General features: G+C 42.2%; 19 protein-coding genes. 13 read left to right on the top strand and 6 right to left on the bottom strand.

The window, feature by feature from the left end:
• Window positions 1–202 precede the first annotated feature (202 nt).
• From typA to EGC82_RS21795, 7 genes are all read left to right on the top strand, one after another.
• Window positions 203–2,014, top strand: coding sequence for a translational GTPase TypA (typA, locus tag EGC82_RS20860; RefSeq protein WP_124732456.1), 1,812 nt, complete (start codon window positions 203–205; stop codon window positions 2,012–2,014).
• A gap of 298 nt (window positions 2,015–2,312) precedes the next feature.
• Window positions 2,313–2,624, top strand: coding sequence for a pyrimidine/purine nucleoside phosphorylase (gene ppnP / locus EGC82_RS20865; RefSeq protein ID WP_124732457.1), 312 nt, complete (start codon window positions 2,313–2,315; stop codon window positions 2,622–2,624).
• 144 nt (window positions 2,625–2,768) lie between these two features.
• A complete protein-coding gene (locus tag EGC82_RS20870; RefSeq protein WP_124732458.1) occupies window positions 2,769–3,293 on the top strand; it encodes a DUF4124 domain-containing protein in 525 nt (174 codons plus the stop codon).
• Between the two features lie 140 nt (window positions 3,294–3,433).
• On the top strand, window positions 3,434–4,471 hold the full coding sequence (gene glnL, locus EGC82_RS20875) for a nitrogen regulation protein NR(II) (protein WP_124732459.1): 1,038 nt from the start codon (window positions 3,434–3,436) through the stop codon (window positions 4,469–4,471).
• Window positions 4,472–4,507: 36 nt separating this feature from the next.
• Window positions 4,508–5,920 (top strand): nitrogen regulation protein NR(I), encoded by a 1,413-nt coding sequence (glnG, locus tag EGC82_RS20880; protein WP_124732460.1) that lies wholly within the window; start codon window positions 4,508–4,510, stop codon window positions 5,918–5,920.
• A gap of 223 nt (window positions 5,921–6,143) precedes the next feature.
• Entirely contained in the window at window positions 6,144–7,373 is a 1,230-nt protein-coding gene (locus tag EGC82_RS20885; protein WP_124732461.1) for a sensor domain-containing diguanylate cyclase, read from the top strand.
• 189 nt (window positions 7,374–7,562) lie between these two features.
• Window positions 7,563–7,685 carry a hypothetical protein gene (locus EGC82_RS21795; protein WP_279630018.1) on the top strand — a complete coding sequence of 41 codons (123 nt, stop codon included), beginning with the start codon at window positions 7,563–7,565 and terminating at the stop codon, window positions 7,683–7,685.
• Between the two features lie 95 nt (window positions 7,686–7,780).
• Here EGC82_RS21795 and fieF read toward each other — a convergent pair whose 3' ends face one another.
• Window positions 7,781–8,650 (bottom strand): cation efflux pump FieF, encoded by an 870-nt coding sequence (gene fieF / locus EGC82_RS20890; RefSeq protein WP_124732462.1) that lies wholly within the window; start codon window positions 8,648–8,650, stop codon window positions 7,781–7,783.
• A gap of 200 nt (window positions 8,651–8,850) precedes the next feature.
• Window positions 8,851–9,342, bottom strand: coding sequence for a Spy/CpxP family protein refolding chaperone (locus tag EGC82_RS20895; protein WP_124732463.1), 492 nt, complete (start codon window positions 9,340–9,342; stop codon window positions 8,851–8,853).
• Between the two features lie 273 nt (window positions 9,343–9,615).
• On the opposite strand from EGC82_RS20895, the gene EGC82_RS20900 reads away from it, so the two are divergent.
• From EGC82_RS20900 to EGC82_RS20910, 3 genes are all read left to right on the top strand, one after another.
• The gene (locus tag EGC82_RS20900) at window positions 9,616–11,043 is read left to right on the top strand and encodes a cytochrome C biosynthesis protein (protein WP_124732464.1); all 1,428 of its coding nucleotides are present in this window, start codon (window positions 9,616–9,618) and stop codon (window positions 11,041–11,043) included.
• 116 nt (window positions 11,044–11,159) lie between these two features.
• Window positions 11,160–11,846 (top strand): response regulator, encoded by a 687-nt coding sequence (locus tag EGC82_RS20905; RefSeq protein ID WP_124732465.1) that lies wholly within the window; start codon window positions 11,160–11,162, stop codon window positions 11,844–11,846.
• On the top strand, window positions 11,846–13,246 hold the full coding sequence (locus EGC82_RS20910) for an ATP-binding protein (protein ID WP_124732466.1): 1,401 nt from the start codon (window positions 11,846–11,848) through the stop codon (window positions 13,244–13,246). Before EGC82_RS20905 ends, EGC82_RS20910 begins: the two co-directional genes overlap by 1 nt.
• A 293-nt stretch (window positions 13,247–13,539) precedes the next feature.
• Here the strand turns inward: EGC82_RS20910 and EGC82_RS20915 are convergent, their stop codons facing one another.
• A complete protein-coding gene (locus tag EGC82_RS20915; protein WP_011635799.1) occupies window positions 13,540–13,698 on the bottom strand; it encodes a YqaE/Pmp3 family membrane protein in 159 nt (52 codons plus the stop codon).
• A gap of 359 nt (window positions 13,699–14,057) precedes the next feature.
• Here EGC82_RS20915 and EGC82_RS20920 point away from each other — a divergent pair, with 359 nt between their 5' ends.
• The 3 genes from EGC82_RS20920 to EGC82_RS20930 all read left to right on the top strand — a co-directional run bounded on the left by EGC82_RS20920 (window position 14,058) and on the right by EGC82_RS20930 (window position 16,451).
• Window positions 14,058–15,473, top strand: coding sequence for a mechanosensitive ion channel family protein (locus tag EGC82_RS20920; RefSeq protein ID WP_124732467.1), 1,416 nt, complete (start codon window positions 14,058–14,060; stop codon window positions 15,471–15,473).
• Between the two features lie 172 nt (window positions 15,474–15,645).
• Complete coding sequence (gene trmL, locus EGC82_RS20925) at window positions 15,646–16,110, top strand: tRNA (uridine(34)/cytosine(34)/5-carboxymethylaminomethyluridine(34)-2'-O)-methyltransferase TrmL (RefSeq protein WP_124732468.1); 465 nt, start codon at window positions 15,646–15,648, stop codon at window positions 16,108–16,110.
• Complete coding sequence (locus tag EGC82_RS20930) at window positions 16,110–16,451, top strand: DUF2956 domain-containing protein (RefSeq protein ID WP_124732469.1); 342 nt, start codon at window positions 16,110–16,112, stop codon at window positions 16,449–16,451. Before trmL ends, EGC82_RS20930 begins: the two co-directional genes overlap by 1 nt.
• 28 nt (window positions 16,452–16,479) lie before the next feature.
• Here the strand turns inward: EGC82_RS20930 and EGC82_RS20935 are convergent, their stop codons facing one another.
• The 3 genes from EGC82_RS20935 to EGC82_RS20945 all read right to left on the bottom strand — a co-directional run bounded on the left by EGC82_RS20935 (window position 16,480) and on the right by EGC82_RS20945 (window position 20,060).
• Entirely contained in the window at window positions 16,480–17,043 is a 564-nt protein-coding gene (locus EGC82_RS20935; RefSeq protein WP_124732470.1) for a hypothetical protein, read from the bottom strand.
• 243 nt (window positions 17,044–17,286) lie between these two features.
• Window positions 17,287–18,750, bottom strand: coding sequence for a M16 family metallopeptidase (locus EGC82_RS20940; protein ID WP_124732471.1), 1,464 nt, complete (start codon window positions 18,748–18,750; stop codon window positions 17,287–17,289).
• Window positions 18,747–20,060: a M16 family metallopeptidase gene (locus EGC82_RS20945; RefSeq protein ID WP_415837560.1), complete on the bottom strand. Its 1,314-nt coding sequence runs from the start codon at window positions 20,058–20,060 to the stop codon at window positions 18,747–18,749. The genes EGC82_RS20940 and EGC82_RS20945 overlap by 4 nt, the downstream gene beginning before the upstream one ends.
• Window positions 20,061–20,097 lie beyond the last annotated feature (37 nt).

A 20,097-nucleotide genomic window follows, 5' to 3' on the forward strand; every position in this document is an offset into this window, starting at 1 on the left:
TATTACACCTTTGTTATGCTTACTATATAACCGTTTTATGCTGTTTTTTGACGCTTAGCAAGTAATGGATTTACAAGTGTTCAAAAATAATCCTATCTACAAAAGCTGCTGTGAAGTAGAATGGCACGCTTTTTTACAGTAGTTATAATCTATAGCTTCTGTTAGATCCTTTTTTTTTATTTGCTGGTTTAGAGGTTTATCCGTGCTAGAGAATTTACGTAACATCGCCATTATTGCCCACGTTGACCATGGAAAAACAACCCTAGTTGACAAAATGTTGGCGCAGTCAGGAACCCTTGCATCTCGTGGAGAAGCTACTGAGCGGGTTATGGATTCTAACGATCTTGAAAAAGAACGTGGAATCACCATTCTGGCAAAGAATACTGCCATCCAGTGGAACGACTACCGTATCAATATCGTAGATACTCCTGGCCACGCCGATTTCGGTGGTGAAGTAGAACGCGTTCTATCTATGGTCGATTCAGTATTATTGTTGGTTGACGCAGTTGATGGTCCAATGCCACAAACTCGCTTTGTAACCAAGAAAGCGTTCGCTCAAGGGCTTAAGCCAATTGTTGTTATTAACAAAATTGACCGTCCAAGTGCTCGTCCAGATTGGGTTATTGACCAAGTATTCGATTTATTCGTTAACTTAGGTGCCACTGACGAACAATTAGATTTCCCAATCGTTTATGCTTCTGCATTGAATGGTTTTGCAACGTTAGATCCTGATGTAGCTAGCGATGATATGACGCCGCTATTCCAAACCATCGTTGAGAAAGTCGCTTTCCCAGATGCTGATGCTGAAGCGCCATTCCAAATGCAAATTTCTCAAATCGATTATAACTCATACGTGGGTGTTATCGGTATTGGCCGTATTACCCGTGGTAGCGTTAAGACTAACCAACAAGTGACTATTATTGGCGCTGATGGTAAGACACGTAACGGCAAAATGGGCCAAGTATTAGGTTACATGGGTCTTGATCGTACTGAAGTTAAAATTGCTAACGCTGGTGACATCGTTGCGATTACCGGTTTAGGCGAGCTTAAAATTTCTGACACTGTCTGTGCAGTGAATGCAGTAGAAGCAATGCCACCGTTAACGGTTGATGAACCAACACTAACGATGACATTCCAAGTAAACACTTCTCCGTTCGCGGGTAAAGAAGGTAAGTACGTTACTTCACGTAACATTCTTGAACGTTTACAGACTGAATTAGTTCACAACGTAGCACTTCGCGTTGAAGAAACAGAAAGTCCAGACCGTTTCCGCGTATCAGGCCGTGGTGAATTACACTTATCGATTCTAATTGAAAACATGCGTCGTGAAGGTTATGAATTAGCCGTATCTCGTCCAGAAGTTATTCTAAAAACAATCGATGGTGAGCTACATGAACCATACGAAACAGTAACCGTTGACGTTGAAGAAGAACATCAAGGTACCGTAATTGAAAAATTAGGTATTCGTAAAGGTGAAATGAAAGACATGCAGCTTGATGGCAAAGGTCGAGTACGTATCGACTTCGTTATCCCAAGCCGTGGCTTAATTGGTTTCCAAACTGAATTCTTAACTGCAACATCTGGTACGGGTCTAATTTATCATTCATTTGATCATTACGGTCCGCACAAAGGTGGCGATATTGGTCAGCGCGCTAACGGCGTACTGATTTCAAACGCAACAGGTAAGTCATTAACGTTTGCCTTGTTTGCTCTACAAGACCGTGGTCGTCTGTTTATTGGCCACGCGGCTGAAGTGTATGAAGGTCAAGTAGTGGGTATTCATGCTCGCTCTAACGATTTGACTGTTAACTGTTTGAAAGGTAAGCAGCTAACTAACATGCGTGCATCTGGTACTGATGAAGCACAAGTGTTAACTACACCGATTACACTGACGCTTGAGCAAGCACTCGAATTCATTGATGATGATGAATTAGTTGAAGTAACTCCTAAGAACATCCGTGTTCGTAAGAGATTCTTAACTGAAAACGAGCGTAAGCGTAATAACCGCGGTTAATTGACATTAATAAGTGGCGTTACATTTACCACTTATTAAGACCTGAAAAGCCCAGATGCTCTGCATCTGGGCTTTTTGTTGCCTCATCTATACAGGCAAAGACCTAGGACGCTGCGCTGCTAGTACGCTTCGCGGCTAGAGGCTATAAAGTCAACAGCTTAGCAGCGAAGCGACTCTAGCAATGACAAAGTCATGTCCTAGCAGCGAAGCGACGCTAATGATACAAGATGAAAACATTTAACTAGATATTTTAGCAAAACGCAGATAGATTCAATCACATCATTTTTAGGGAGAATATATGAGTATGTTGCAACAGGTAAGTGTCGCTAAGAAAGCCAATGTTTATTTTAACGGTAAAGTGATAAGTAGAAGCGTAGTGTTAGCTGACGGTAGTAAACAAACTTTAGGTGTTGTGTTGCCTGGTGAATATGAGTTTGCTACTGCTCAAGGCGAAATAATGCAGGTTATTTCTGGCGAATTTGAAGTGTTATTGCCTAGCCAAACGGAATGGGTTATCTACGCTGCAGGTAGTCAGTTTCAACTTGCACCAAATGTGAGCTTCAGTATCCGTACAGCACAAATTTCAGAATACTGCTGCCAATACATATAGTGTTATTGCACCTTAATAACTAATACGGCTTCACCACATTAGCCGCTTCAATTCAGCTTAAGCAAAACAGTTTAAGCTGATTTTTTTTATAAAAACGTCTACTCTATTAACACTATCTAACACTACCGTTTTATGGAGTGCATCATGCGCCTTATCATCCTTATTGGTTTATTATTATTAAGCGCCCAAAGTTTTGCGACTGTATATCGCTGGGTAGATGAAAATGGCAAAGTTCATTACTCCGATGAAGCTAAGAATAATGCAGAAGCTGTTGATCTAAATGAAAATACGCAAAATAACATGACCATTATCACTCCGACAAAAGTAACCACCACGGAGGAAAAAGAAGCCAAAATTAACTACGCTATCTCGATTACTTCCCCTCAACAAGAAGCGACTGTGCGCGATAACAACGGCGCATTAACTGTGTCTGTGAGTGTTACCCCGCAACTACCCCGTGGTGTGCTGATGACATTACTAGTTGATGGTATTATCGTTGCCCCCGCTCAAGTGTCGAATATATTCCAATTGACCGGTATTAGTAGAGGTGAACATTCGCTTATTGTTAATGCTGTTACACAAAACGGCAAAGTCCTTGCATCAAGCTCTCCTAGAAAGATATTCCTTCACCAAGCATCAGTATTTGGACCAGCAAATAAATCTAAGTAATTATGATAAAAATTCATTTTATTCATTAACTTATAATTTTATTCGTGACTAGTTATCTTACTGAATGCCTGTGTGTTCCGGGTTGTGATGCGCACCAAATTGGTGCATCATAATGGTGCAACCCTATACTAGGACGGCTAATGGACACAAATAACCTTCTCAATCATTTAGTCACCGCGGTGCTGGTCATTAATAACCAGCTTAAGCCAAGCTATGCCAATGCTGCGGCCGCACAATTATTAGGAGTTGGTAACCATAAGCTACTCGAGCAAACGCTTCCTGAGCTATATCAACTTATGGGGGTCGAGCCACAATTACTACGCGATGCTATTAATGCTGGCCAAGGGCTTACGGTTAATACCGCCGCATTAATAACCCTAGACGGTCAACATCACACCATTGATATCACCTTGGTGCCAATTGAAAACGACAATAACCTCAGCATCCTAGAATTACGTCAAGTAGATCAACAACGACGCATTCATCAGCAGCTTAATATGGACGCCCAACAGCAAGCTGCACAGTTTTTGGTACGTAATTTAGCCCATGAAATTAAAAACCCACTGGGCGGACTTCGTGGTGCGGCACAATTATTATCTAGAGAGCTCGACTCACCCGATTTAAAAGAATTTACCACCTTAATCATCGAACAAGCAGATAGATTGCGTAATTTAGTTGACCGTTTACTCGGCCCACAACGCCCAACTCAACATAATGAACACAACATTCACCAAGTGATACAGAAAGTCCTTAAGCTGGTTGAAATGGCGCTACCCGATAATATTCATTTAAAACGCGATTATGATCCGTCGATACCCGATATTCAAATGGACTCGGATCAAATGCAGCAAGCGGTATTGAATATTGTCCAAAATGCGATACAAGCTTTAGAACATTGTGGCGGTGATATTGTCATTAGGACTCGCACCCAACACCAAGTCACTATTGGAACTCGTCGTTATAAAGTGGTACTCGCCTTATCGATTATTGATAACGGTCCCGGAATTCCTGCTGAGTTAATGGATACGCTTTTTTACCCTATGGTCACTGGCCGCGATGAGGGTTCAGGCTTAGGTTTATCCATTGCACATAATATTGCCCGACTACATGGCGGTCGCATCGATTGTATTTCGGCACCAGGCCACACAGAATTTATTATTAACCTGCCATTACAATAACTAGCATGCCCTTTGTAGGCAGAATGAGGTAGTAAGATGAACATTAGTGAACAAGTTTGGATCCTCGATGATGATAGTTCGATCCGTTGGGTACTCGAAAAAGCCCTTAAAGGTGCATCGCTGTCAACGGCCAGCTTTGCTGCTGCCGAATCGTTATGGCAAGCTTTAGAAGCATCACAACCTCAAGTTATCGTGTCAGACATCCGCATGCCAGGCACCGATGGGTTAACCTTGCTTGATCGCTTACAACTGCATTACCCGCATATCCCAGTCATTATCATGACCGCCCACTCAGACTTAGACAGTGCCGTGAGCGCTTATCAAGCTGGTGCATTCGAATACTTACCAAAACCATTTGATATCGATGAAGCGATTAACTTAGTTGAGCGTGCGCTCACCCATGCGACAGAGCAAACACCACAACCGGTGATTGATACTACGATAAAAACGCCTGAAATAATTGGTGAAGCACCTGCAATGCAGGAAGTATTTCGGGCCATAGGCCGCTTGTCTCGCTCATCGATTAGTGTGCTCATTAATGGTCAGTCAGGTACAGGTAAAGAACTAGTCGCAGGGGCATTGCACAAACACAGCCCGCGTAAGGACAAACCCTTTATTGCATTAAATATGGCTGCTATTCCAAAAGACTTGATTGAATCTGAACTTTTCGGCCATGAAAAAGGTGCTTTTACTGGTGCCGCGAATGTGCGCCAAGGTCGTTTTGAACAAGCTAATGGTGGCACGCTATTTTTAGATGAAATTGGCGATATGCCAATTGACGTGCAAACCCGCTTATTACGAGTACTTGCTGATGGACAATTTTATCGTGTCGGCGGTCATCAAGCCGTGCAAGTAGACGTACGCATTATTGCTGCAACCCACCAAAACCTCGAGGTTCAGGTACAAAAAGGCACCTTCCGTGAAGACTTATTTCACCGCCTCAATGTGATTAGGGTGCACTTACCGCCGCTATCACAGCGCCGTGAAGATATTGCCCAACTCGCCAATCACTTTCTCAACACTGCCGCGAAAGAAATTGGCGTTGAGCCAAAAATATTAACCAAGGAAACTGCGGTCAAATTGGCTAATTTACCCTGGCCTGGTAATGTTCGTCAGCTGGAGAATACTTGTCGCTGGCTAACGGTAATGGCTTCAGGACAAGAGATTTTGCCGCAAGATTTACCGCCAGAGCTGCTTAAGGATCCCATCGCTAGCCAACAAAAAGCCGCAGGTGCGAGTGATTGGCAAACCGCGTTAACCGATTGGATTGATGAAAAACTTGCTGCGGGTGAAAGTGATTTATTAACTGAAGTTCAACCTGAGTTTGAACGAATTTTACTTGAAACAGCGCTAAGACATACCCAGGGACACAAACAAGAAGCAGCGAAGCGCCTTGGCTGGGGCCGTAATACCCTGACCCGCAAATTAAAAGAGCTGTCGATGGACTAAAAACGAAACGACGCAGTGGAGCCATAATGATGTAATAACATTATGGCAATGACACTTTTATACAAGTGCGATGATCTTAACAACGGTAAGTGTGAAGATGATCTCATATTGCAAAGTTTACTGAGTTTACACATAAAATCCGGTGACAAATAACCACCAGCGCTAGAATATTTATCGAGTAAAAATGTTACATTAAAATATAATATTCAAACAAGGACCGATTGTGGATTTTGATGCTCATTATGGTGTAGTTATTCATCAAGATTTTATACCACTGTATGCAGATGATAATTATGCAAAAATCTTCGGTTATAATACCGCTCAAGATATTTTAGCGCTAAAGAGTGTTCTAGAGTTAATCGATCCCGAATTACAGGATGTAGCCGCACACACTTACTACGCATTAATGAGTGGTATAGAAAAACCTCAGGTACGCAGCTACATTAACCGTAACCGTTTAGGTTTGAAACTCAATGTATTAGCTATTGAACATATCGTTGAATGGCAAGGACGAGCAGCCCTAAAAATCACGATTGTTGATTTAACCGAATCGACAACACTTAAACAAGCTTTAGTGCAAAGTGAGAGTCGCTATCAGCAATTAGTGTATGGCTCGGTGCAAGGCGTATTAGTACATCGCAACTTTAGCCCACTGTATTGCAATCAAACATTGGCACAACTATTCGGTTACCCTAATATCCAAAGTATTATGTCACTCGCCTCAATTTTAGATGTGATTGAACCCAGCTATCAAGAACAACGCCTAGACGCTAACGCTGCGTTACTCGCAAATAAAGTTAAACCTCATCCTGTTGAAATCAAATGCTTACATCTTAGCGGTCGTATCATATGGGTGAAATTAATTGAGACTGTGATCAGTTGGGAACAGCAACCCGCGATTCAAGTTACCATGATCGATGTCACCGAATCTTATTTATTAAAAGATAAACTCGATAAACAAATCTATGTTGATTGCCTTACCAAAGCCCTGAATCGACGAGGGTTTATCCATTTTAGTCAGCAATTAATGACCCATAGCTCCCTTGTGCATCAACACCTTTATTGCGTCTTAATGGGGATAGATGACTTAAAGCAAATCAACCATTTATTTGGCCATGACATGGGTGACAAAGCGTTAATTCATTTTGCTCAGCATTGCCAAAGTAAGCTTGCTGAAACTGACTTAATCGCCCGTTGGAGTGGTGATGAGTTTATTGCCATTGTTCAAGCTAGCAGCAAAAGTATTGCACTAAAAATAGCCGAGAGTATTCGCCATAGTATCGAACATACAGCGCTTATCGAACCAGAAAGTGGTAAGTATATTCGCTTTAGTGCCTGTGTTGGGATATCTAACTGGCAAGCTGACGACACTATCGACAGCCTTATTTTACGGGCAGACTCAGCGTTAGAACAAGCCCGATCACAAATCACTAGTCAGCTAGTATTTGCATAACCTAGAGTCATAAATAAACGACATAAAGCCAATATTTTGGCTAACAAAAAACCGCTATTGCGGCTTTTTTAGTCTTTAAACGTCAATTGCTTCACTGTAAATAATAACCAATTAATACTTACAACAGTATGTTCAAGATACCAATAATGAATTGATTTTGGCACTCATAATAGCCAGAAAGGTCACTTTATGAAACAGAACATGGTCGATAACCAGTTTGTCACATTAAAAGAACCGACGCATGAGACATTAGTGGTGGAGGTCGAAATTGATGCCAGTATTACACACATAGTCCAGCAAGCTTGGGCGTAATTTACCGCTCTGGGATTTTAATCTCGATATCTAATCTGTGCCAGCTTAAACGCACGCATTACTGAGCTGACATTTTTCATCCCCACTCATCCCTATCACACCGGGTCCTGGTGAATAATGACTTCAGCATCATCAAACGCCGCTTTAATCGTCAAGCCTGCTTTATCTGCTATTTCATGAGCATCATGCAAAGACAAGTCACCGGCTAATTCCATATGTAATTGAATAAATGTTGTTTTACCTGCTTGGCGAGTACGTAAATCGTGAATACCTTGAACCCGAGGGTCTTGCTTGGCCAAGGCTTTAATCTTGTCACGAGTCTCGTTGTCTAATTCACGATCAAGCAAGCTTTGAATTGAACGATAACCTAAACCAAACGCTTGATTGCCAATAAATAATGCGATAAATACGGCAAACAGACCATCAGCCCACCACCAACCATATTGCGCTAATACTAAGGCTAGCAGCACGGCAGCATTAAGGAGTAAGTCAGATTTATAATGCAATGAATCGGCTTCAACCAAAGAACTATTGGTTTTTTTCAACGCATGTCGTTGCAGCAAAACGAGTGCAAATGTCAGTACTATCGCAATAATAGACACCACAATCCCGCTAACCGCATTGGTCACAGGTACAGGATTAATTAATCTTTCACCACCGTACAATAATAACAATGATGCCGAACCTAAAATAAACGCAGCTTGAGCTAACGTTGCTAACGGCTCAGCTTTACCATGGCCATAACGATGGTCTTTATCTGCAGGCACAATGGCATATCGAATCGCAATAAAATTAACTATCGATGCAAGTGCATCTGCAAATGAATCGGTTAATGAGCCCAACATACTGGCCGACCCCGAATACAACCAAGCAATTAACTTAATCACAATAAGGCACAGCGCAGTAGCAACTGATGCGCGGCTAGCTAATTTGACCCAAAAGTCATATTCAGAAGATGTACTCATAGAGGAATTATCGGCTCTTTTTACTGATGATTTACCAACTCTTACTATAGCAAGTTCATTACTTAATTAGGATAACATTTACTAAAGTACCCGTTCGTATTATGCAAAGTGTGACCATTAGCAAACTTGCATAAACAAAAAGCCATTACCCAAAGGTAATGGCTTTATTTCATCTTATCTAAAGTGGTAACAACAATTTATTAACGACGCGATTTATGACCTTTGCCTGAGTTAAATTTATCTTGAAACGTTTGTTGCTGTTCAGGCGTCAATAGTTGATAAATTTCGTTTTGCATTTTCATATGAGTTAGCATTTTTTGTAAATGCATTTGTTGCTTGGCTTCAGCTATTTCAGTGGCTTTAGCTTCATCAAAACCCGCAGTAGTGATTAACGCTAGCATTTCTGCACGGTGCTCAGCGCGCTGCTCTTTTGTTGGTCGCTCTGGGCGGTTAGCTTTATATTTGTCGAATATCGCTTTCACTTGTACTTTTTGAGCGTCAGTTAAATCAAGTTTACGCAGCATTTTATGCATGCCGCCCTGATGACCATGATGTCGGTCTCCTTTAGGAGCAACTTGTTCAGTTTTTACAGTGCTGTCCGTAGTATCAGCTGCATATAACTGACCCGCTAATAATGCTGAACTTGCCACTAAGGCAACTAAACTCGTTTTGATGATTGATGATGTTTTCATTGTTAAGTTCCTTGGTATGAATGAGATTTTTCCTGCCTCTGCAGATTGATACTCAGTTTACCTAATGCAATGTCAATAAGGGTTAAGACAGCGTAAACCTATGTAAAGAGCATTTTTCATAGCACTTTAGCTCCAGTAATTCATGATCGAGTTAGCATATTGAATCATAAAAACCGTTGTAATGAGAGCCAGTTAACGTAATTCAGACTTGATCCTTTCAGTCATCCGATAAGGGCATAAAATCTAATCATTAACGCTTTAGTGGAATAGATTATGAACCGATTGATTAGCCAGCTGTTGTTACTTCTTTTTGTATTGATATTAGCCCCCAGCTCAATAGCCAATACCGCAACGTCAGCAGACGACTCACTTTGGTATAGCCAACAAAATGAGCAGCCAGTTGTTAAGCTGCATTTTTTTTGGTCTAAAACCTGCCCTCATTGCCGTGAAGCACATCCGTTTATTGATGCTCTAGGCGAACGCTTTGACTGGATAGAGCTACACGACTACGCCATTAACGAACCCGGCAACGTCGATAAACTCATGCAAATGGGCAAAAAAACGGGTGTCGAACCTAAATCCGTACCCTACTTCGCCATTTGTGGCGAAGCCGTTGTGGGCTATAACAGCCATAATGTTACAGGCCGTTTTATCCTAGAGCGCTTAGTTAACTGCTACCAACGTCAAGGTGGTAAAGCTGATATTGGCGATAAACTCGATGATTTTCTAGGGGCGACGCCCGTTGAGAATACGCCATTGTTTGAAACCTGTAGTGACACTAGTGACGATCCACAAGCCGAGGGTTCTTGTGGTATGTCATTTGACCAAGCCAGTGACATCGCCCCAGCACCAACCGTACAGCCTGTCGATATTCCATTAATTGGCGCAGTACACCCTGAAGAAATGTCATTGCCAGTACTCACCATAGTATTAGCCGGCGTTGATGCTTTTAATCCTTGCGCCTTTTTCGTGTTACTGTTTTTACTGAGCATTATGGTTAATGCTGGCAGCCGCAAACGTATGCTGCTGGTTGGCGGGATTTTTGTATTTTTCTCCGGCTTTATTTACTTTGTGTTTATGAGCGCCTGGCTCAACTTATTCCAGCTACTTGGCGGCGGTGATGGTGGTATCATTATTACTTGTGCCGGCGTATTGGCATTAATAGCCGCGATAGTGAATATAAAAGATTACTTTTACGGCCGCGGCGATGTCAGTCTATCAATGTCGGTCGAAAATCGTGGCTCGCTGATTAAGCGTATGGGTAAGTTATCTAAAGCCAGCTCGTTGCCAACCATGATTTTAGGCTCAACCATTCTGGCTATCTTAGCCAACACCTATGAGCTATTGTGCACTGCAGGTTTTCCAATGATTTACACCTCGGTGTTGTCATTATCAGATCTCGATACCATGCAACGTTACCTGTATTTAATCGCTTATAATGTAGTTTATGTTATCCCGCTTGCTGCCATTGTAATTGTATTCTCGATGACATTAGGCAAACGCAAACTCACCGAAAAAGAAGGTGAAGTCCTCAAACTAATGTCAGGAATAATGATGTTAGGTTTAGGCAGCATGTTAGTGTTTAATCCCAATGCTCTGCAAAATGCGGTCTTTTCGGTCGGCTTAATCCTCGGGTCAATTGTACTGACCTTTATTATTGCCAGAATTAAACGCTATATAGTACAAAATAAAGCAGGGTAAATGTAAAACTGTGCAATGTTGATATGATTTAATCTTGGCATGAGATAAGCTTAATTGATCGAAAAATCTGTATGTTAGCTTCAACATACAGATTTTCTTTGTGCCAGAGGACAGTTATGAATCGCATTTTACTTATCGACGATGATATTGGTTTATCCGATCTACTCAGCCAATTACTTGAGTTGGAAGGGTTTGCCTTAAGCCAAGCTTATGATGGTGAGCAAGGGCTAATGATGGCGCAACAGCAAGACTTCGATTTAATCCTCCTCGACGTTATGCTGCCTAAACTTAATGGCTTTGAAGTATTGCGGGCTTTAAGGCAACGCAAACAAACCCCAGTATTAATGCTAACCGCTCGCGGTGATGAAATAGATCGCGTTGTCGGCCTTGAAATCGGCGCTGATGACTACTTACCAAAACCGTTTAATGACCGCGAGTTAGTGGCACGAATTAGGGCCATATTACGCCGAGCACAAACAACTCAGCAAGATAGTCTCTCCAATGAAATGATGCAGTTTGGTGACTTACGCCTCGACCCTACCCGCCAAGAAACCTATTGCAATGAGCAACTAATCATCCTCACTGGCACCGAGTTTTCACTGTTGTTTAATTTAGTTGAGAAATCCGGCGAACTGATCACCAAAGAGTCGTTAAGTGAAAACGTATTAGGTAAAAAGCTAATGCCATTTGACCGCAGCATAGATATGCATTTGTCTAACTTACGTAAAAAACTACCAGAGCGCCAAGACGGCCGCCCACGCGTCAAAACCCTGCGCGGCAAAGGTTATATTTGGATACCTTAATGTTGAAAAACAATCCATTTAATCGACTATTTTTTAAATTATTGCTGGGCTTTTGGCTATGCAGTTCGTTGATTATTGCTCTGGTATCGTTACTACCACTACTGCAACAAAATCATGATCGCTCACCTTTACCTCCGAGTCTTGAGCGAGTGCTAAAAAGCGTTGCTAAACGTATACAACAGCAACCTCAATTACTCGGAGGTAAAAACCTTCAACGTCTGCACCGTAGTCGCAATAAAGAAGGTAATAGAAACCATAATACTGGACCATTGCGTTTATATTTAACCGACGGCGAAGGCCAAGTATTAAATACCAAACGGGTCTCACGCGGATTTAGACGCTTTCAACTCATGGCTGAAGAAGCAGACCATCCGATCAGCCATCAATTTAGAGACGAACTTATTTTCGGCCCCTATTCTTTTGTGGTTAACGGCAAACCTTATCAATTATTTGGCCGCTTCCCCGATAATCATCCTCGGCCGTGGTTTTTCTTTTTTGCCGACAATAAATTACTCACAGCAGGCTTAGCCATTTTATTATCGGGGCTATTATGTGGTTTGTTGGCTTGGTATTTAGGTAAAGCACTACGATCGCTAAAGTACAGTGCTAATGCACTGGCTAAAGGGGATTTATCTAACCGGGTCGATGCTGCCACAGCAAGTCGTCGTGACGAAATGGGTCAATTAGCGCAAGCTTTTAACAGTATGGCCGATGCAGTTCAGGCGATGATCAACAACCAGCAACGATTAATGGGCGATATTTCTCATGAACTGCGCACACCACTCACTAGGTTGCAATTAGCCTTAGCTTTGGGCCGTAAAAAAGGGCAGCAAAGTGAAGAGCTCGAGCGTATCGGTTATGAAGCCTTACAACTTGAAGCGCTAATAAGTGAGTTACTTACTCTATCTCGAGTAAGTTTAGCCAGCCATGAAAACAAACTAGTACTCGAATTGGCTGAATCATTAAGCCAAGTGTTAGATGACGCCGAATTTGAAGCAGAGCAGCAAGGAAAACTGTTACAGATTGATATACCAGAGGCGCTACAACTACCGCAACACCCAAAGACACTGTCTCGCGCCATCGAAAACCTGCTGCGTAATGCAATCTACTATGCCAATAGCAAGATAACCATCAGTGCTATCCAAACTGGAAAACAGATACTCATTACCGTGGAAGATGACGGCCCAGGGATTGATCCAAAAGAGCTTGAAGCCATTTTTAAACCTTTCTATCGCCCAGATACGGCTAGAGACAGACAAAGTGGCGGGTGGGGTTTAGGGCTAGCAATTACCCAAGCAGCAATAACGTTGCACCAAGGCAGCATAGTGGTAGAAAATATTCTAAGCACAACGGGACAACGCCAAGGTCTTAAACTCAGTATCAGCTTACCGGCAAGCTAGGCAGGGTTAGGGAAACCGTATTTTATCCACTTTTATCTTAAAGGCGTAAACTGAGGTAATAACCTAACAACGTTGCCGCTTTGACAGTACAACCGCTGCTACTTTAGTTTCTATAAGTCTCTAACGTTGGATTTTCCTTGTATAAAAATCACCACTAAACCTGTCATTAATAAGTAAACGTTAGGTAAATATTAGCTGAGTGTTAGGTAAAAGTTACGTCTTAATGGCAAAATTTTCCGATGATAAAAGCGGTATTGCACCGCTTCATCAGCAATCATCTTGCGTTCCATAATCTATCGCTTAGCAATTACCCATACCGCGTGCACTATTCCAGGAATGTAGCCTAGCAGGGTTAAAATTATATTTAATAATAAGGTTTTACTGAGCCCGACTTGTAGAAAAACCCCAAGAGGCGGCAGTAATATTGCAATTAAAATACGTAATAAATCCATGATATTCTCCATTTCCAATGTGACGAGGCTTGTCGCAACCTCTACTGGTATAAACTGACTTTCATAAAGTACAAAGCAATTACTGGACCAATATTTTCCAGTGCTACTACTATGTCTCTTAAATTAAATAGGTGCTAAGCCACAATAAAACCGCATATATAAACTGATTAACCACCTTTAGCCAGCACTGCCTTCAATAGACCACCCATTAGCGTGACCATAAGACCATAATCAACCTAAGACTACTGACTAGGTGAGTCTACTAGCCACACAAGATTATGCTGGCTATTTTTGGTGCCTTTATGGATTATTTGCTAACATATAAAAACGACTGGCTCGGTTACCTAGCGGATAATTTTATGATTTGTCGATTTTTTTTACACAGTGTGAATGACAACAACCAAGCTTTACAGCCTCGATTGAATCGATGGATTCTGTTGTTGAGTCTCGTCACTATGCTTACTTGCTTAACTGGCATTACGCCCAATTATGCTCAAGCAGCACCCTCTACAGATACTGTGCAGCAACTGATTAAAATCAACGATCCAAGCAGTGAACTCAAGGTTGAAATCAACGGTTCGGTGGTCAAACTAACCGGTACTATTACAGAACTGGAGAGTAAACAGCGCATCATTAACACCATAGCTATTTTACCAGGCGTTACTGACGTTGTTGATAATATTCAATTACACGCTATGGAGCCGTTATCTTTAGCTCCCCTACAACATGATGCACAGCAGTTTTGGACTAAAACCTTACAATACTTGCCCAACTTAGCCCTAGGGCTGGCAATATTTTTAGTGCTGTTTTGGCTTTCCCATCCTTTAGCTCGCTTACTTATACGTCCTTTAACATGGGTGACACAAAGTGAACTAATTCGTTTAGTGATGCAACGTAGCTTCAGTGTGTTGATTATATTGTTGGGTCTGTATATATTTTTGCGCCTCGCGGGCTTAACGCAGTTTGCGGTCGCTATCATTAGTAGTACAGGTGTTATAGGACTTATTTTAGGTTTTGCCTTTAAAGACATCGCCGAGAATTTTATTTCCAGCTTACTGCTCAGTGTCCAGCGCCCGTTTAAATTAGGTGATGTCATCGCTGTCGAAGGCCATTTAGGCGTGGTAAAAAAAGTCACCGCAAGGGCCACCACGTTAGTCGACTACGATGGTAACCATATCCAAATCCCTAATGCGACTATTTATAAAAACGTGATTAAAAACCTGACCGCAAATCCGAGAATGCGAGGGCACTTTGTGATTGGTATTGGCTACGATGCTGGTGTACGTAAGGCTCAGGACATCGCTATGGAGATCATGAATGCTCACCACGGCGTACTTGCAGATCCCGAGCCACAGGTGCTGATAAAAAATCTTGGCTCGTCCACTATTAACCTGCAAGTGTATTTTTGGGTTAATGCCGAAACTCACAGTGTGCCAAAAGTCGCTTCAATTCTAATGCGTATGCTGGTGCGCGCTTATGAAGCAAATGAGATCAGCATGCCAGACGATGCTCGCGAGCGTATTTTCCCCCAAGGCTTGCAGTTAGTTCCAAGCGAACATCTGCACGATGACTCGCTGTTAAGCACTAAACACATCACACCACAAAGCACAGAGCAAAGCATTCAACAAGCTCGTCAACAACAGAATAAAAAAGCGCAACAGTCAATGGATGAGGCTCATAATGGTGCCAGTGATGACATTAGTAGCGATACCGATGATATACGCCAACAGGCAGCACAATCACGCGACCCCGAGACGGGGGCGAACATTATCTAAAGCTTATGCTGCAACACCATAAGCAGGTTAATGTTTCGCATTAATCTCTGCGCGATGGTCATCCGTGCTATATCACCCATTTTGATAAAATCTGTGTTGATAACGCCTCGCAGTCAAACCTTGCTTAAGGTATAATTTTTCACTCTTTTTATGCTTCGTACCTAAGGTTGCTATGTTTCATATTGCCCTTTATGAACCCGAAATCGCTCCAAATACTGGAAATATCATTCGTCTATGCGCCAACAATGGCTCACAGTTACATTTGATTGAGCCGTTAGGTTTTGATCTCGAAGAAAAGAAACTCCGTCGCGCGGGTCTTGATTATTCGGACCTGACCAGTGTCACTCGCCATAAAAACTATGCTGATTTTTTAGAGGCCATGGCAGGAAAACGAATTATTGCCTGCACCACTAAAGGCAGCCGTCCTCATACTCAAATTGCTTTTCAAGAAAATGATGTGTTGTTATTTGGTCCTGAAACTCGTGGGTTACCAATGGATATTATTGATGCTACGCCACTGGCGCAGCGATTACGTATCCCAATGACTGCCAATAGCCGTAGTTTGAATCTATCTAATTCAGTCGCCATTATTAGTTATGAAGCATGGCGCCAACTCGGTTTTGCAGGCGCAGAATAATGAAAAAAACGCTATCTCCCGAAACTCAACACGATGCTTTAGCCATTGCCAAAGCGACCCAAAAACCAGGACAAGTTAAAGAACAAACCAAGTTAATTGCCGCTGGAGTTGAGAAAGGGATTGCTGAATACAAAAAACGTGAAAAGGTAAAAGCACGTGAACGTGATAAAGCCCGTAAACAGCAGCAAAAAAACAAAAATGTCGCACTAGCTAACGACAATGGTGATGTAGAGACCTCTGACACTGAGTCAGAAAGTCGACTTAACGCGCTAACGTGGTCGTTGGTAGGCTTATTACTCTTGAGTTGGGCACTGTTTGCCGCTTACTTGTTTTATCGTTAAATGACTACCAGTGTGTTGAAATGCGGTTTTATTCAGTCGGCGGAGTGACTGCTGTCGACGTTTTAAGCAAGCTAATGGCTCTAATGACCTGATATTGATCACTGTCGTCATCTAAATAATGTGCACTTTGCTGCCACTGCCACTCTTCTGCTATTGAATCGTCGTTTCGTGTAACCGGATCAAATTGTAATTGTACTAGCGCCGGACGCTGATTGATTTCACCTTTGCCTAAAAATGAATAACTACCCGCTTGCTCATATAGTGTTAACTGTTGCGATATATCGTCGGTAACGCCATTGGCATACAACAGTAAAATATGTTCTTGTTGTTGCCTAAACCACCAGGTTTCACTGTTTGAAAAACGGCTACCACGGCTAACACTAATGTATAAATTACGTTTATCTGCCGAGCACATTACCGAAGTACTCACCTTTTTAGGCACCACATTAGGATTGGCTGCACTGCCATGCCACTCACCAACTAATTGGCTACAAAATGTATCTAGCGTCACTCTGGCAGCATAAGCTGAGGTTGAATGCACCACTAACAATAGCAACGATAACAGTAGTATTGAGCGAGATTGTTGTATCATTAATCATCCTCTTATCAACATAAACTTTTACACTCAACCAATAACCAGGCCCTGTATTGGCAATCCTGTCAGCAGCTATCTTGGCTTCTCAACCTAATTGAATCACATCACAATGTCTCATTAACGTATCTGACGACTATATCTAACCAAAGTATCTAATCAAAGTCTCTAGCCATAAAAAATGGCCCACTTATGTGAGCCATCATACGGTACTAGGTACTCACTAATCGACTAGCCGATTAACTACTGACCAAAACCCGTCGCTGTTATATCAACTTTAGTCACTTCACCGTACTGCGCCGCAATATCAGCAATTTTTTCAGCATTACCAATCAACACAAACTGTAAGTTTTGTTGTGGGAAATATTGCTTAATCAAACGTTGAGTTTCTGCAAGGGTAAGTCCATCCACTTTAGCTTGAAATTGATTAATAAAATCATCATTAAAGCCATACAAATACATGTCAGATAGTAAACCGGCTAACTGGCCACTGGTCTCGTACTTAGGTGGAAATTGACCTTTTACATAGGCTTTAGCAGAATCTAAAGTGGTTTGATCAATGCCCTTCTCCCATAAACGAGCATAGGTTTTTAAGGCTAAATCAATGGCTTCTTTAGTTGTCGATGACTTAGTAAAAGTACTGATTTGGAATACTCCAGATTGCGCATAAGGGCTAAAACCCGAACGGGCACCGTAAGTTAAACCAGCATTAACGCGTAATTCATCATTTAACCATGAAGTAAAACGACCACCTAAAATGGTGTTAACAACGGTTAAACCTACATAATCAGGGTTGTCGTAACGAATACCCACACCACCGATTAAAAAGGTGGTTTCAATCGCATCAGGCTTGTCGACCAACAATACATGCGGTTGGGTTAATGTCGGTAAGTTTTGGCTTAAATCTGGTTGCACCACAGTTTCCGAGGTCTGCCAATCACCAAAGGCTTTATTAAGCTTTGCAGTCATGTCGGCTACATCAAAGTCGCCCACCACGTTAATGGTCATGTTACTTGGCTGATAATAGCCTTTATGAAAAGCGCGTAGCTCTTCAACAGACAGCTTAGCAATGGTATCACTATTGCCCGATACCGGATTAGCATACGGATGCGTACCAAAAACGAGCTTATTAAAGTAGCGCCCAATCACGGCCCGAGGGCTTTCTTTTTGCTGCGACAAACCGACTGTTTCGCGCTGCTTTAGCTTATCAAATTCAGCGCTATCGAAATCTGGTTGGCGCAATATATGGCTAAAAATATTGAGCACGGTATCAACATCTTTGCTCATCATATTGGCACGAATATAACTGCCTTCGAGATCAGCATTGGTATCAATACTGGCACCCATAAAGTCTAACTGCTGCTCAATATCGGCCTTAGATTGACCCGCAGCACCCAGCATTAAACTTTGTGAGGTAATGTAAGCCATACCAGAGGTCACATCATTCACTGCACCCGCTCTAACCACGGCATCAATAGTCACTAATGGCACTTCTTTTTGCACCATTAAATTAACGTTTAAGCCGTTGTCTAGGGTAACCGATTGATAGCTTGGCATCGTAAAACTAGCCGTGACAAGACCGGGGCTAGCAGCAACGGTATCGACGCTGGTTTTCTGCGAAGTGGCACAACCACTTATGCTTAAACTACAGGCTAATGCGATAGCCGATAACGATATTGTCATCCGTGTGTGAGTGATGGTTTTCATTTATCAGACTCCTCAGTCGCAGCGAGCACACCGACAGTTCGATTCGCTTTAATTAAATAGGTTTGTGCTACACGCTGAATGTCTGCAGGTGTCACTTGGTTATACGCATCTGGAGCATTAAATAGTTTTGCATAGTCGCCAAAATACAGCTCGTATGTACCTAAGGTATTGGCTTTACCGTTAATGGTTTCCATAGTGCGGTAAAAATCCATCAGCTTAATATTTTTAACTTTTTCAAGCTCTTGCTGAGTAACGCCTTGAGTAGCAATAAGATTAATTTGCTCAATTAATGCTTGCTCTAAGGTTTCGGCGCTCACGCCCGCATTTGCTACACCCAAAATATAAAATAAATTAGGGTCGAACGACATCGGCATATAGGTTTCGGCCGCTACCGCTAATTGCTTATCAACTAACGCCTGATAAAAGCGCGAGCTATTGCCTTGACTTAACATTGACGATAATAAGTCCAATGCATAGTAATCAGCATGGCTAGTGGCAGGTACATGATAAGCCAACATAATATTAGGAGTGCTCACCGACTCTTTTTTCACAAAAACTCGGCGTTCACCATTTTGCGGTGGCTCAATCGTACGCACTGCTTTAGGCGGGGCTTGGGCAGGAATTGGCGCAAAATACTGATTAGCTAAAGCTTTCACTTCAGCTAACTTTACATCACCGGTAATCACCACTAACGCATTGTTAGGGGCATAATAGGTTTTATGATATTGCTGTAAATCTTCTAATGTCCAAGCGGCAATGTCCGACTCATAACCAATCACCGACCAGCTATATGGATGCGCCGCAAAGGCGACACTTTTAAGCGCTTCTTGAATCGTACGCCAGTTGGAGTTTTCAAGCCCTGTAGTACGCTCAGACTGCACTACGCCACGTTCGCTTTCGACCATTTCTGGATTAATGTCTAAGTTGGCAATGCGATCAGCTTCTAAATCAAAAATGGTTTCTAAACCGTTAGCAGGAAACCAATCGGTGTAAACCGTTAAGTCTTCGCTGGTATAAGCATTGTTAGCACCACCAGCAGCTTCCATGGTGCGATCAAACATTTTTGGGCCAAACTTTTTAGAACCGTTAAACATCATGTGTTCAAAAAAATGTGAAATACCGGTAATGCCAGGGACTTCATTGCGTGAACCGACTTTCCAAAAAATGTACATATTGGCATTTGGGATAGAGCTATCCTCTAACACCATAATCTTCATGCCATTTTCCAAGGTAAAGCTATTAATGTCTTCGGCTTGTGTCGCTGACACGTTAGGGGCACTCAGTACCCCTATTGTCATCAACAACGCCATTATCTTGCGGGTCATATCTTGCTCCTTTTGAGCTATC

This window comes from Shewanella livingstonensis (genome assembly GCF_003855395.1).
GTDB classification, from domain to species: domain Bacteria; phylum Pseudomonadota; class Gammaproteobacteria; order Enterobacterales; family Shewanellaceae; genus Shewanella; species Shewanella livingstonensis.

Coding starts and splice junctions, on each gene's coding strand:
- EGC82_RS20910 (WP_124732466.1), top strand. CDS start 11,846: ATGTTGAAAAACAATCCATTTAATCGACTATTTTTTAAATTATTGCTG.
- EGC82_RS20935 (WP_124732470.1), bottom strand. CDS start 17,043: ATGATACAACAATCTCGCTCAATACTACTGTTATCGTTGCTATTGTTA.
- EGC82_RS20930 (WP_124732469.1), top strand. CDS start 16,110: ATGAAAAAAACGCTATCTCCCGAAACTCAACACGATGCTTTAGCCATT.
- EGC82_RS21795 (WP_279630018.1), top strand. CDS start 7,563: ATGAAACAGAACATGGTCGATAACCAGTTTGTCACATTAAAAGAACCG.
- glnL (WP_124732459.1), top strand. CDS start 3,434: ATGGACACAAATAACCTTCTCAATCATTTAGTCACCGCGGTGCTGGTC.
- EGC82_RS20915 (WP_011635799.1), bottom strand. CDS start 13,698: ATGGATTTATTACGTATTTTAATTGCAATATTACTGCCGCCTCTTGGG.
- EGC82_RS20900 (WP_124732464.1), top strand. CDS start 9,616: ATGAACCGATTGATTAGCCAGCTGTTGTTACTTCTTTTTGTATTGATA.
- EGC82_RS20945 (WP_415837560.1), bottom strand. CDS start 20,060: ATGGCGTTGTTGATGACAATAGGGGTACTGAGTGCCCCTAACGTGTCA.
- EGC82_RS20920 (WP_124732467.1), top strand. CDS start 14,058: ATGATTTGTCGATTTTTTTTACACAGTGTGAATGACAACAACCAAGCT.
- fieF (WP_124732462.1), bottom strand. CDS start 8,650: ATGAGTACATCTTCTGAATATGACTTTTGGGTCAAATTAGCTAGCCGC.
- glnG (WP_124732460.1), top strand. CDS start 4,508: ATGAACATTAGTGAACAAGTTTGGATCCTCGATGATGATAGTTCGATC.
- EGC82_RS20870 (WP_124732458.1), top strand. CDS start 2,769: ATGCGCCTTATCATCCTTATTGGTTTATTATTATTAAGCGCCCAAAGT.
- EGC82_RS20895 (WP_124732463.1), bottom strand. CDS start 9,342: ATGAAAACATCATCAATCATCAAAACGAGTTTAGTTGCCTTAGTGGCA.
- EGC82_RS20940 (WP_124732471.1), bottom strand. CDS start 18,750: ATGAAAACCATCACTCACACACGGATGACAATATCGTTATCGGCTATC.
- EGC82_RS20905 (WP_124732465.1), top strand. CDS start 11,160: ATGAATCGCATTTTACTTATCGACGATGATATTGGTTTATCCGATCTA.
- ppnP (WP_124732457.1), top strand. CDS start 2,313: ATGAGTATGTTGCAACAGGTAAGTGTCGCTAAGAAAGCCAATGTTTAT.
- trmL (WP_124732468.1), top strand. CDS start 15,646: ATGTTTCATATTGCCCTTTATGAACCCGAAATCGCTCCAAATACTGGA.